This window comes from Paenibacillus sp. S33 (genome assembly GCF_053615415.1).
Genome location: NZ_JBSIEZ010000002.1, coordinates 148,573 through 160,966, shown reverse-complemented (window position 1 = coordinate 160,966; position 12,394 = coordinate 148,573). Strand labels below are relative to the sequence as shown.

The following is a 12,394-nucleotide window of genomic DNA, read 5'->3' as shown; positions in this document are numbered from 1 at the left end:
AATAGTGTAGCAGTATACAAGGTGATCTTTGATGAGTAATGTCGGTCTTTCCCCACATGAATATCTTAAGTTTGCAGATATTGACGACATGGAAGAACATTTCAATACTCTTTCTAGACTAAATGATGAAGATCTGTCAGAGTATAAAAAATTATTAATTAATCTAGAAAAAGTAAATAAAAAAGAAGTGACAAAAACTAAAAAAGATCAGGGAGAGAATAACACTCTTCAAAAAGGAAAAGCCTTAGAGAAATTGGTTTCTTTTCTCTGGGAAAAATCAGGGTTCTTTGAAGTTCATGATAATATTCGTAACAGTACAAATGAAATTGATCAACTTGTCGATTTCAATTTCAAAGGAAAACTTTTTGAAAGCTTTTTACCCGTAAATCGAATAAACAGTAGGTTTCTAATATCGGAATGCAAAAACTATAATAAGACGATAGGTGTTACATGGGTTGGTAAATTATACTCTTTGACTTGTACGAATTCTTCAAGATTTGGTTTTCTTTTCTCTTATCATGGGATGGCTGCAAGAGGAGGATGGGATTCTGCTATAGGACTTACGAAGAAACTCTTCCTTCAAAAAGAGAGATTAGATGAACGAGTATCAATTATTGATTTCAATATTGAAGATTTCAGAATGATTGCTGAAGGACACAATTTCCTGTATTTGATGAAATCCAAAATTGATGCTCTTTTGTTACAAACCAGTGTTGATAGTTTTATCTCAAAGCACCCCGCCGAGGACTGATCTATTTTGTAAGAATATCACAAAAGTACGAAAGCATCAGTGACACCCTACTGGCTAAGCTGGTGGGGTGTTTTTTTATTTTGGGATAATGTAGAATTAATTTATAGAAAACCTTAAGGGGATGAATTATTTTATGGGTGTTTTAATTTTGGCGGTTGTCTTATTGGCAGCTATTTTTGGACCAATTATAATATCTTCAAACCGAGAACATGCGAGAAATTTAAAGCAACCTATAGTTGAAAGAATTGCAAAAATAATTGATAAAAGAGTAGATTGGACTGAGAATTCATCATATAAATGGTATTATATAACTTGCCAATTCGAGGGGACGGATCGAAAAGAAGTCAGAATAGACGAAAATGAATATGGTATTTTAATTGTTGGAGATGAGGTTAAAGTAATAACCCAAGGTACTTCAGAAAAAGTCGAGCGTATTACAACGTGAGGCGATCGGCATGAACCGTACATATAGTATTTACAAAATCACCCAAACCGATTATACTGATAACAACACATACGGAAGCACCGTCGTGCAATCCGAAAGCATCGGTGATACCCTGCTGGCATACGCTGGTGGGGTATTTTTCTGTTTAGGGGGAGGAATACATATGTTTAAATGGATAGTTACGTTGCTGGCAACGGTTTTATTAGCTGGGTGCAGCGTGCAGCAAGATGGTGTAAAGACCACTAAGAGTGACCCTATAGCCGTCCCAGTAACGCAGGTGTCTGCCGATGGGGTTAAGCTGGAATTCCCGTCAGACCGTTATCCTGAAACGGCCCAGCACATTAAAGAGGCTATTGCCGCAGGAAAGTCACCAGTATGCACCATAGACCGCGAAGGAGCCGACCATAACCGTGAGCTGTCCCTAAAGGGTGTGCCCACCAAGAAGGGTAAAGACCGCGATGAATGGCCTATGGCGATGTGTTCCGAAGGTGGAGAGGGTGCAGACATTAAGTACATAAGTCCAAAGGATAATCGTGGAGCTGGATCGTGGGTTGGTCACAAGCTGGATGAATATGCAGACGGAACAAAAGTTGAATTTATCGTTAAGTAGTAAAATCCCCGCTAACCTTTAATTGGTCGGCAGTCTTTTGTTAGACACTGAGTATGGCAACATTGAATACTTAAAGCGCCTTGGATTTATCTCCAAGGCGCTCCCCTGCTTGTAGTAACGGTTATTTAATGTCTCCTGTGTACTGACCAGTAGTACCCCAAGCTTCGCCTTCAACGTTGTTACCGTTCGCTCTGAATTGAATTACATATTTCCCTGAAGGCATTCCATTAGGGAATGAATTAACGCTAGTCCACGTTAATGAGTCTCGTTTGCCAACAGTTTTAAAGACGTATTCTTTCCCGTTACCCTGCAAGCTCCAAGTGAGATTTGGTGTTCCTGTATTCTGAACTCTAATCCTTACATGTCCATAACCTTTCTCAACAGTTAAGTCCATCGTTGGACTTGTCCCACCAAGAACCTCATGTACCTCTTGGCCTGTTCTTTGGATAACTATACCTCCATGATCCTTCGATACTACAATCCCCGTAACTGGTGCGGCAAAAGCAGCCAGCGGAGCTACTGCCGTAAGAGCCAATACACTTGTAAGAATGATTGCTGTGTTTTTAAAATTCATCAAAAACCGTCCTCTTGAATGGTATAATTTGTACTACTGGCCAATCATACCACAGAAAAAGGAATAAAATGTACAATTTTATTAACAAAATGGTAAAAAATCATTAATATTCGAAAATACATATTTCATTTGAATATTGCATGACAAATATTTCAAAACTTATTGACAACTATTAAATTGTAGACAACAATAGAATGCAATAATATATAAGTTTTGGAATTTCTGTGTGAAAGGTGGATATGACATGAAGCATACACCTACGATTAGAGCAGAATTAGACAGATACCTACAACAAGAAGGATTGAGTTTAACACAATTTGGTCATATTGCGGATATGAATAGAGGAGCAGTAAGTGCTATCGTGACAGGAAACAAGCCTTTGTCTGTTAACCAACTGGATCGAATTACTGAGGCTATGGGTTTACCGGAAGGTCACTTTTATGACTTGTTCATAGAAAACTACATCATCGACCATCCTCCGAATATGAGACGAATCGAGCCATTTTTGTTTCGCTGTGCGGAGTTGGACAAGTTGGATGCAATCCGTCGAGTGGTGGGAGCCATCATGGACAATCTACTGTATTCACCCAAGCTATTTGAAATTGCAGAAGAATTGTTGGCGCAGGGAAAAAATGCGGCTGCATTCTTACTCTATGAGGGAGTAGCTGAAACGGAGAGATATCAACATTCTGAACGTTTGGCAGTCTGCCAATATCGCATATTCACGATTCAGATTGGACACGATCAAAGCCGTAACATAGGGACAGCAGCGGTGTTTGAAGCTTTTGTGGAACGCCTTGATGAACTAGAACAGCTAGACGCATTGAAGGACTTGGCTAATGTGTATCGTTCATTGCGTAAGTGGGACAAGGTAGAAGAAATGGCAAGGAAAATGAGAGATAAAGCGGAAATCCAATATACTTTGAAATATCAACAGAACGGCCGAGAACATACTGAATCTACTAATAAGCTAAGCCGTCCCTTATTTGTGTACATCGCTTATGCAGATTTGTTGTGTGCCAATGCATGTGAAGAGCTGGGTGATTATAAGCAGGCATTGCATTATACATATGCCTACTCCAATTTAGATTGGGTTAGAGAGACCGACGGGGATACCCAACACTGGATCGGTTTGTTTAAACACTGGTCACAAGCTAATATACTTGCATATAGGCTTTTATCTGGTGATATAAGTGTGCTTCATGAATATCTAAACTATATTGATGAATCGTCAGATGCAATTCAAGAAGATAGGGTCACTCAACTACTTAACATTATGATAGCGGCTAACCGTTATAAGCTGGATTTAAATGATATACTTAAACGATTTGAAACTGAGATTGCCTCTTTTTCTCAGCGACCATCATCAGATGATATGTATACCAAGCAAGTGATACCAGACTACTCGGCACTGTGTGGATATGAATTTGCTTATTATTATTTAAGTCATGGGATATACGATGATGGCTTTAATCATTTGTTTAGTGCAATGGTAAAAGCGCATATACTAAATAATGAGACATATTTTATAAATTGTATGGGGTTGTTTGTGCGTTTCAAAGCCCATGCGGTTCCTGAAACCAAAACAGAGTTTTACAATCTCATTGAAAAGGTGTGGTTAAACAATGTTGAAAAAAGTGGTAATGTTGATCGTTGCGAGTAGTTTTTTGTTTACCTTAACTGTACCTATTTATCTGGACAGCCATAATGAGGGATTTCAAATCTTTGCAACACATGGAGGCGCTTAAACGTAAGTAAAGCAAATCTCCGCTAACCTTAATTGGTTGGCGGAGAATTTTTTACTTGCAGGAATTACCACACCGTTCACCGAATGAATTATCGAGGTGATCAGCATGAACCATACATATAAAGTATTAAAGTCGGATATAGAACTATTTGCAGCTGCATTAAACCAAGCAAGAGTGTACGTTGTTCAGTTATTGGGAGAGGATATGGTGTCGGTTGTAGACTATGGCGGCACTATAGAAAAGTTTTCGCCCGATACGATTAAGATTGCCGGAGCGTATTATATGCGGAATCAGTTTGAATTTAGAGTAGATATGAAAGGACCTACCAGATTGTAGTCGGTAGTCCCTTTAAGGTAAACCATAACAAAAAATAGGAGGGGAAATGATGAAGAAAAGAATATTTCTGTTCTCGATTTTATCTTTAGCTATAGTAACTACAGTAGGTGCTGCTTCAGCCTCACCAAGTATAACTAGCAATAACTCCATAATTAATCAAAGATCGGGCGGAAGCGCAACTGTAAGAGAATCCTTTAGTGTCCCTAAAGGATGGGGTCATGTTAAACTTTGTATGAAGAATCACTCTGATCATCCAGTAAAGGTAAGTTTAACTCACAGCGGTTCAAACAAAATATATATTAAAGGATTAGTAATCGCTCCTCACGACACAGTGACTTGGAAATCTACTGACCAAGGTTTCAGCGAGGGTTTGCGTTCTGGAGACTACATACTTCAGTGGAGAGGCAGCGATTATAAAGTTGACGGAGAAACATGGGGAATAGCTGATTCACAGCCTAGAAACCTCTGAATGATCCTAGCTATACAATTTGTCCTTCTAGCCATTTGGTGAGGAGGGTTAATTATGCGTTTGTTCAAGCCAGCAAGTGAATTAATTCCCTTAATTGTTCGGGAGAGATTTTTTTCATCGATCAGTTTGAATTTAGAGTAGATGTGAAAAAGGACTCCGCTGGTTAATCTAGATCGGAGTTCTGCTTATGTCTAACAGGATAGCTTGTAAGGCTTCCGTTTTCCCCAACGCCTCATATTGCTAAAATATGCACAACCCATATTTAGCTAGCGTTAATTCGGGAGATAACTATGGTTTTTTGTTTATTTTTGGCAACACTTCTACTGCGATTTCAGCCCATTTGACAGAGCCATACGGTGAACTACCTCCCACGAATACATCTGGGCTTAGAATATTGACCAAATAAGTACCAGGTTTTTGAATAACGACAGAACCGCTTTATTATTCTCTGTTATAACTCTTTTCGCGGCATTTGCAGAAACATCTTCAGTAACTGCTACATACGGAACAACACCAACAATCGATGCTAATACTGTAACTCCGCCTGCTCCTACTGTACAGCCTGATGGGGAAGTTAGTACCCAAGGGGTGAAAGTTAAGGCTGTAGAAACTGCTATTAAAGCATTAAGATATGTTATCGATAACCTTGTGTCGCGGTGGACTCTGGAAAAATTCTTTGATACAGAGACAGTGGCAGCTGTTATTAAATATAACAATAGGGTTTTTGGTGTTCTTGAAAGCTACTTAGGAGCAGTAGAATTGACTACTGCTGAAATAGCCGCAGGCGCAAGGTCTGCGATCGTGCAGGAATTGAGAGGAGTCGTTAGTAAAGGAATCGCAGAAGGAGTAGGGATGGTTGTTGAGTGGTTGATTTATTATGGTAGCAAAGTAATACTTTAATGACTTGAAAAATGAGAGGTGCATCATGGAAAACCCGGATATAACTAAACTTGAGAAGCGTATAAACATTTTGCTTGAATGGAAATCTGTATTGTTACGTTTAGCAGAAGATGAATTGTCACCATATGATAAATGGTGTGCAGAAAAAGAGCTTAGTCGTGAAGATCAACACTTTATCACGAATCTTTGTATGTTATTTAACATACGATTGCATCCTGATCAAAGTAACCTCGATGTTCAAAAAATCACTAAGAACTTTGAAGAACATTTCAAAGTTAATGATTTTGAGTTGAGTTACGAAGTGTTTGAAAAATTTATAAAAGATTATCAACTTAGAGAGAATCCAATTCATGAGTGGGATGCTCGAGAAGTGCTTGAAAAGCTGGCCGAGAGCAATAGGAGTGTTGAATTGAAGGAAAAGCTACTTGGTTAGCTATAGATTCTAAACGGAATAGGTAAAAAGATCCCGCCAATCATTAGGTTAGCGGGATCTTCTTCGTTGAAGGAATTACCACAGGATCCACCGAATAGCTATTTGAGGTGATCAGCATGAACTATACACATAAAGTGTTAAAGTCGGACATAGAACTATTTGCAGCTGCATTAAACCAAACAAGAGTGTACGTTGTTCAGTCGTTGGGAGAGGATATGGTGTCGGTTGTAGACTATGGTGGAACTATAGAAAAGTTTTCGCCTGATTCGGTTAAGATTACCGGAGCTTATTACATACGGAATCAGTTTGAATTTAGAGTAGATGTGAAAGACTCCGCTGGGTAACTGGCGAGTCTTTTTTTTATTTTGCGACATGCTTTGCGATACTTCGACATGAATCTCCTATTAGTATAAAGAAGATTTAAATACTATGGAGGTGTCATATGATAAAAGGATTTGTAAGAGGATTAATTGTATTTTTATTGGCATCTATTTTTTCCGTTCAGGGCGTTTACGCTGAACCGGCAGCAATCAGCCAACAAGCAGCTGGGTATACGTTGGAGTTCGCAAGTTCACGTTACCCTGTAACCGGGGCGCATATTAGAGATGCAATAGCAGCTGGACATTCCGCCGTTTGCACAATTGACAGGGATGAAGCTGAAGAAAACCGTAGGGAATCTCTGAAGGGCTATCCAACTAAAAAAGGCTATGACCGCGATGAATGGCCGATGGCAATGTGTGCTGAAGGTGGCGCAGGCGCTGATATTCGATACATAATCCCTAGTGATAACCGGGGAGCAGGATCATGGGTAAGTCATCAGTTAGATATGTATGCTGATGGTACAAAGGTAAAATTTATAGTGAAATAAGGGTGAGGGACTCTACAGGGTGTTGGCTGATAGAGTCCTTTTTCATACCCAATAAAAAATAAATATGCAAATATTTAGATTATATTTATAGATCAGCAAGTTTATGTTTAGACAGACTTTTAAGAATGATTTTGCTTCGTAATAGTTCAATATATTGCAGGAGGAGATCTTAGTGATAAGTAAAATTAAAGCATTATGGAGTATTTTAATTGTAGTGATAGTGTTCATGAATATACCAGCTATAGAGGTAAAAGCGGAAGCTATAAGCGATGAATGGTCGATTAAAACGACTATAGAAAATCCTAAGGCGGTAAGTGCTGTTTCTGAATTGAATGGTAAGATATATATATTCGGTGGTTCTTCAGGATCAAACCCATATAAGGATGTACAAATTTATGATCCGAAAAATAATATATGGGCCTCAGGAAGTAGCATGCCTACGGCTCGTGCTGCAGCAACTTCCGTTGTTTATGGAAATGATATTTATGTTATTGGTGGCTATACAGGTAATGCTTTTAGCTGGACAGGAGGCTCCTCAGTAAATAATGTTGAAGTTTACAATACCCAAACAAACACATGGAGCGTTAAAAAAGCTATGCCGCAGGCTTTAGGTTCGTTGACAAGTGTTTTGTATAAGGGAAAGATTTATGTGTTTGGTGGGATGACAACAAATACACTTTCAGTTGCTACTGTCCAAGTATACGATCCAGCTTCCGACAGCTGGTCAACGAAGAAACTTATACCGAATACAATTCATGGTTCCTCTGCAGTTGTATATAAGGACAAAATCTATCTTGTAGCAGGTAGACATATTGATAATAATTCAAATGTTTCACTAAATACATTTTTTGAATATGATGCCGATAACGATAACTGGTCAACTAAATCCAATCTTCTGACAGCACGTGGAGGGGCCCAAGCTGTCATTTATTCCAATAAAGTATATGCTATTGCTGGAAAAACTGAAGCAGGTGGACGTAGTTATGAACTTAATACAGTAGAATCCTTTGATTTTGAACAGAATAAATGGTCTCCTGAGGCTAGTTTAAAGCAAGCCAGAAGTGGGGCCGGGGCTATAACATTAGGTGGACAGATTTACGTTATCGGAGGAAGTCAGAGTACATTAGCTAATTCTCCGGTTAATACTATAGAAATATTTAGAAATATTGACAGCTTCACACCAGAGCCGACGCCAACTCCCGAACCAACCGATCCATCTCAACCAACTGGAGATCGTGCAATATTAGTGGTCACTATGACAACAGGATTGGAGAAGGAATTCGACCTAAGCATGAAAGAGGTAAACGCCTTTATTGCTTGGTATGAGGGCAAGCAGGCGGGTTCTGGATCTGCTTCATACGCGATTAATAAACATGACAATAATAAAGGTCCATTCAGCAGCCGCAAGGACTACATGCTATATGATCGTATTCTGACGTTTGAAGTAAGTGAGTATTCAAAGTAACCCTAAGAATAAATAAAGGATCATATCATGATGTAGCTGGTATGATCCTTTATTTTAAGTATGTAATTTAGAATGTGATCTTAAAAGCATTTTTTCATGAGAGTTTTGTAGATTTTCTCATCGACTTCCATCAAGCTTTTCTTACCGTCTTTAAATTGAACAGCAAGTGTGTGTACTCCTCTTTCGCTAGCGGAAAGACCAGCAAGCAATCCGACAGGGCCAAGCAAAAAACTTCCCACTAGGCCTCTTCCTATAGCACTCGCTGCACTTTTTCTATGTGACTCATCCATGACTTCATATTCCTCAATAGTGTTTTTATCTAAGTTAATCGAAGACAAAAAACCAGTTGAGAGGCTGATCGTACCGAAAGTTTGCGTTATTAGTTTCCCGTTGTAATCCCCAGCAATAACACGATTTTTAGCACCCATGTTACATCCCCCTATATAACTCAATATTTGTATATAGTCTATCAGACCTAGGAATATTTTTCTATATATACTTACAAAATAGACCAAATGGATTACGCTGATAACAACACATTTGAAGCACTGTTGTGCAATCCGAAAGCACCATTGTGCAATCCGAAAGCATCGGTGACATTTCTACTGGCTAAGCTAGTGGGGTGTTTTGTGTATTTATACAATTAAATTCATAAATGAAGTTCAAAAATATGTTAAAATTTCAAGTGTGAAAAAGAACATAATTGTATAATAATTCAAATTATATTATTATTGTAAATATTGGTTGGCCAACCATACTTGTTGAAAATAAAACATAGAGGTGCTAACTTGAAGAGAATAGCTAAGTATTTTGCCGCAATTTTATCCATTATTTTATTATTTAATATTTTAGGTTTGACTGCAACTTCAGCTTCAGCTGAAGAAATCACTCATCAGTCTGAAGAAGTTACTGAGGAATATGACAGACAATTGGATAATGTGTATGAAGAATACAAGGAAAATCAGTCTGGCGTTCAATCTGAATTTGATCAAAATCACATTACTCCGTTTGCAGCTCAACCAGCATCAATTGGTCATATAATTAAGTTTACAATACAACAACTTTTCAAAAAAGGTAGTTCTGTTGCTGTTCAAACCACAACAAGAAATGTTATTACAAACTTAACTAAACATGCCATTGAAGAAGCTATTAAAGATGGAATTACTACTCTTATGATTGACAATCTGCTTGAAGGCAAAGCATCCGGTATGCGAGCAGTTGAAAAATATATTGATATTCAAACAGGAGCTCGTGTTGTTTATGACCCTAATAATAAAATAATAGCCATTTTGGATAATAGCGCGAATGATGTAATCACAATTTATAGCGATAACGGTAAGGACACTATTAATTATCGAGTAAATGTGAAAAAACGTTGGTTTAAGTCTATGTGGAATTTTAAATAAAGAGGAGAGAACAATGGCTATTCTTAAAGACAAAAATGAAGAAGGGACATGTGTTGAATTTACATTCAAATATCATATCCCGGGTGAACGTGAAGGGTGTCAGCTCAATTTTAAATACTTCAAATCGGATAAAAAGATATATGATTTGGATTTTGGGTGGACAAATATCACTGTTAAGAATTATATTGAGGCCACTTCGCAATTCCCCGTAAAAAGTTTAAATGGATCGTATTCATCATTCGAGAAAGATCTTTATGAATTAAACTGGGAAGAGGTTGACTCCGGCACCCTATACAAGCTGAATTTTTACGGTTCTCAACAAGATTTCTGTCTTTTTGCTACTAAAGAAGCAATAAGACAGTTCGGTGTCGATTTGCAGGCGGATTGGGATCAGGCTCCATTACATTAAACTTAAAATTAAGGCTCGCTAGGTAACTGGCGAGTCTATTTTTGTCGTTGGAGGAATTACCACATTATTCATCGAATAAATGACCGAGGTGATCAGCATGAACCATACATATAAAGAGTTAAAGTCAGATATAGAACTATTTGCAGCTGCCTTAAGCCAAGTAAGAGTATATGTAGTCCAGCCGTTGGGAGAGGATTTGATAGATATTGTGGACTATGGTGGTCCATTAGAAAAGTTTACTCCGGAGTCAGTTAAAATATCAGGAAAGTATTATATGAGAGGGCAGTTTGAGTTTAGAGTAAGTATGTAGTGCTTTATGCAGATGTAAATAAATGCCTTAGTTATCCCGATATAATATACGCAATGAGTTGTCAAAAAGGTGGGGATCTAGTTGATGGTCTTAATGGGTTTTCTAGCTGTGCTTTTTATTTTGTTCTTCTCGCTCTGGATATCGGCCAGGCGTGACAGAAGAGCACCGAAAGTAATTCGTCGAGCAATAGTTCTTGATAAACGTGTAAGGTTAGAAAATGATTCGCCCTCTGAAGATTATTTTTTTACTTGTGAGTATGGAAATGGGGAAAGAGAAGAGCTAGAAGTAGATGAAAGTGAATATGGGATTATAGTTGTTGGAGACACAGTTAATGTAATAAGACAACGCAAAATGTTAAGAGTAGAAAGAGTTGTTTCTTGATTAATAAACTTTACTGGGAAACTGATATGAATTGAATTTAGACCAGACGTAACAAAGGACTCTCGCTGGTATGTAACCAGTACGGAGTCCTTTGTTGATTTACTATTTAGTTGAATACTCACTTACTTCAAACGTAAGGATTTTGTTGAAGATTACGTAGTCTTTACGGTTGTTGAATGGACCTTTGTTGTTATTGTGCTTTTCAATGGCATATGATGCAGTCCCTGTTCCAGATTGCTTACCTTCGTACCATGCGATAAAGGAGTTTACTTCTTTCATGCTCAGATCGAATTCTTTTTCCAGACCAGTATCCATTGTTACAGTCAGAATTGCACGGTCACCAGTCGGTTGTGCTGGATCGGTTGGATCAGTAGGATTAGACGGATCAGGATTAGGACTTGGTGTTGGATCTACAGGATCGGGAGTTTGAGTTGCAGGGTCGTAACCCCACATTTCCATTTCATGAATGGACAGATTAACATCCTTGCCAGTAGCCCCATTATTCTTAGTAATATTTATTTTATAAATTTTAAATTGGTCTTTATTATTAAGTGAAAACTCATTAGCTCCGGAGGTGAAAATATAATTAGATTTATCATCGAGAACGGTCCATTTTACTCCGTCATTGGACCCCTCAAAAGTCCAGGTATTAGGCATATCCTTACCAGCATCTGGTGGATTGTTAGTGGAGTAGCCTCCATAATAAAGAACATATTTAGTGACAATTTGCGGAGTTGAAAATTCATAAGCGAGCCATCCATTCTTAGGTGACGTTCCCCAAGCAGTATAATTTCCAGCCGTGCTATAGTTTGGCTTTCCATCAAATGCTTTATATCCTTCGAGACCGCTGTATGCGGCACTATAGGTGACCTTACCTGAAGGGCTAGTATCTGTTTTCATAATAGGTATTAAACTGATGGATTCTGGAGTAGCTGCATGTGTTATTTGTGAGAACCAAGGAAGTAAGAATAGAGAAAGTAGAATAGGTAATAGTTTTTTCATGAATATTCCCCTTTTTGTTTTATTTGCTTAGTAAGCATACAAAAACGTAATAGGAATGTCTAAACATTAATGTCTATATATTCAAATAAAAGTTGGAATAAAGATTTAATTTTTTATACTGTAAAGGCTCTTTTTGTTTTTCGGACATAGTGAATCGCTAATCATCGTTGTTCAAGGAAGAGCGGGTGTGCTGAAGCTATATGACTTGATGCTCTCTGAGGTGCGACAGTGGGGTGGTTTTAGATCAAAACCCGCTAAGCTAACGAGATAGATAAATCTTTTGGGTT

The 12,394-nt window shown here is 38.1% G+C and carries 18 protein-coding genes; 15 read left to right on the top strand and 3 right to left on the bottom strand.

Annotation, left to right across the window (positions count from 1 at the left end):
- Positions 1-31 precede the first annotated feature (31 nt).
- The 3 genes from ACWGXJ_RS25805 to ACWGXJ_RS25795 all read left to right on the top strand — a co-directional run bounded on the left by ACWGXJ_RS25805 (position 32) and on the right by ACWGXJ_RS25795 (position 1,806).
- A complete protein-coding gene (locus tag ACWGXJ_RS25805) occupies positions 32-751 on the top strand; it encodes an acetylglutamate semialdehyde dehydrogenase (protein WP_452568050.1) in 720 nt (239 codons plus the stop codon).
- 133 nt (positions 752-884) lie between these two features.
- Positions 885-1,196, top strand: coding sequence for a DUF2500 family protein (locus ACWGXJ_RS25800; protein ID WP_254664436.1), 312 nt, complete (start codon positions 885-887; stop codon positions 1,194-1,196).
- 163 nt (positions 1,197-1,359) lie between these two features.
- Positions 1,360-1,806 (top strand): NucA/NucB deoxyribonuclease domain-containing protein, encoded by a 447-nt coding sequence (locus ACWGXJ_RS25795; protein ID WP_452568049.1) that lies wholly within the window; start codon positions 1,360-1,362, stop codon positions 1,804-1,806.
- A 121-nt stretch (positions 1,807-1,927) separates the two neighbouring features.
- On the opposite strand, the gene ACWGXJ_RS25790 is transcribed toward ACWGXJ_RS25795, so the two are convergent.
- Positions 1,928-2,380, bottom strand: a complete 453-nt coding sequence (locus ACWGXJ_RS25790; protein ID WP_452568048.1) for a hypothetical protein — start codon at positions 2,378-2,380, stop codon at positions 1,928-1,930.
- A gap of 244 nt (positions 2,381-2,624) precedes the next feature.
- On the opposite strand from ACWGXJ_RS25790, the gene ACWGXJ_RS25785 reads away from it, so the two are divergent.
- The 8 genes from ACWGXJ_RS25785 to ACWGXJ_RS25750 all read left to right on the top strand — a co-directional run bounded on the left by ACWGXJ_RS25785 (position 2,625) and on the right by ACWGXJ_RS25750 (position 8,599).
- Entirely contained in the window at positions 2,625-4,043 is a 1,419-nt protein-coding gene (locus ACWGXJ_RS25785) for a transcriptional regulator (protein WP_452568047.1), read from the top strand.
- Positions 4,044-4,233: 190 nt separating this feature from the next.
- Positions 4,234-4,464, top strand: coding sequence for a hypothetical protein (locus ACWGXJ_RS25780; RefSeq protein WP_420540433.1), 231 nt, complete (start codon positions 4,234-4,236; stop codon positions 4,462-4,464).
- 46 nt (positions 4,465-4,510) lie between these two features.
- Entirely contained in the window at positions 4,511-4,933 is a 423-nt protein-coding gene (locus ACWGXJ_RS25775; protein ID WP_452568046.1) for a hypothetical protein, read from the top strand.
- 417 nt (positions 4,934-5,350) lie between these two features.
- Complete coding sequence (locus tag ACWGXJ_RS25770; RefSeq protein ID WP_452568045.1) at positions 5,351-5,833, top strand: hypothetical protein; 483 nt, start codon at positions 5,351-5,353, stop codon at positions 5,831-5,833.
- 25 nt (positions 5,834-5,858) lie between these two features.
- Positions 5,859-6,266, top strand: a complete 408-nt coding sequence (locus ACWGXJ_RS25765) for a hypothetical protein (RefSeq protein ID WP_452568044.1) — start codon at positions 5,859-5,861, stop codon at positions 6,264-6,266.
- 116 nt (positions 6,267-6,382) lie between these two features.
- Positions 6,383-6,610, top strand: a complete 228-nt coding sequence (locus ACWGXJ_RS25760) for a hypothetical protein (protein ID WP_452568043.1) — start codon at positions 6,383-6,385, stop codon at positions 6,608-6,610.
- A gap of 98 nt (positions 6,611-6,708) precedes the next feature.
- On the top strand, positions 6,709-7,134 hold the full coding sequence (locus ACWGXJ_RS25755) for a NucA/NucB deoxyribonuclease domain-containing protein (RefSeq protein WP_452568042.1): 426 nt from the start codon (positions 6,709-6,711) through the stop codon (positions 7,132-7,134).
- Positions 7,135-7,306: 172 nt separating this feature from the next.
- Entirely contained in the window at positions 7,307-8,599 is a 1,293-nt protein-coding gene (locus ACWGXJ_RS25750; RefSeq protein WP_452568041.1) for a Kelch repeat-containing protein, read from the top strand.
- An 80-nt stretch (positions 8,600-8,679) separates the two neighbouring features.
- Here the strand turns inward: ACWGXJ_RS25750 and ACWGXJ_RS25745 are convergent, their stop codons facing one another.
- Positions 8,680-9,027 (bottom strand): hypothetical protein, encoded by a 348-nt coding sequence (locus tag ACWGXJ_RS25745; protein ID WP_452568040.1) that lies wholly within the window; start codon positions 9,025-9,027, stop codon positions 8,680-8,682.
- A 360-nt stretch (positions 9,028-9,387) separates the two neighbouring features.
- Between ACWGXJ_RS25745 and ACWGXJ_RS25740 the strand changes: the two genes are divergently transcribed.
- The 4 genes from ACWGXJ_RS25740 to ACWGXJ_RS25725 all read left to right on the top strand — a co-directional run bounded on the left by ACWGXJ_RS25740 (position 9,388) and on the right by ACWGXJ_RS25725 (position 11,105).
- Positions 9,388-10,005 carry a DUF4258 domain-containing protein gene (locus tag ACWGXJ_RS25740; RefSeq protein WP_452568039.1) on the top strand — a complete coding sequence of 206 codons (618 nt, stop codon included), beginning with the start codon at positions 9,388-9,390 and terminating at the stop codon, positions 10,003-10,005.
- A gap of 13 nt (positions 10,006-10,018) precedes the next feature.
- Positions 10,019-10,414: a hypothetical protein gene (locus tag ACWGXJ_RS25735; protein WP_076158291.1), complete on the top strand. Its 396-nt coding sequence runs from the start codon at positions 10,019-10,021 to the stop codon at positions 10,412-10,414.
- 97 nt (positions 10,415-10,511) lie between these two features.
- Complete coding sequence (locus ACWGXJ_RS25730; protein WP_452568038.1) at positions 10,512-10,724, top strand: hypothetical protein; 213 nt, start codon at positions 10,512-10,514, stop codon at positions 10,722-10,724.
- Between the two features lie 84 nt (positions 10,725-10,808).
- On the top strand, positions 10,809-11,105 hold the full coding sequence (locus tag ACWGXJ_RS25725; RefSeq protein ID WP_452568179.1) for a DUF2500 family protein: 297 nt from the start codon (positions 10,809-10,811) through the stop codon (positions 11,103-11,105).
- 102 nt (positions 11,106-11,207) lie between these two features.
- Here ACWGXJ_RS25725 and ACWGXJ_RS25720 read toward each other — a convergent pair whose 3' ends face one another.
- On the bottom strand, positions 11,208-12,107 hold the full coding sequence (locus ACWGXJ_RS25720) for a ran-binding protein 10 (protein ID WP_452568037.1): 900 nt from the start codon (positions 12,105-12,107) through the stop codon (positions 11,208-11,210).
- Between the last annotated feature and the right edge of the window lie 287 nt (positions 12,108-12,394).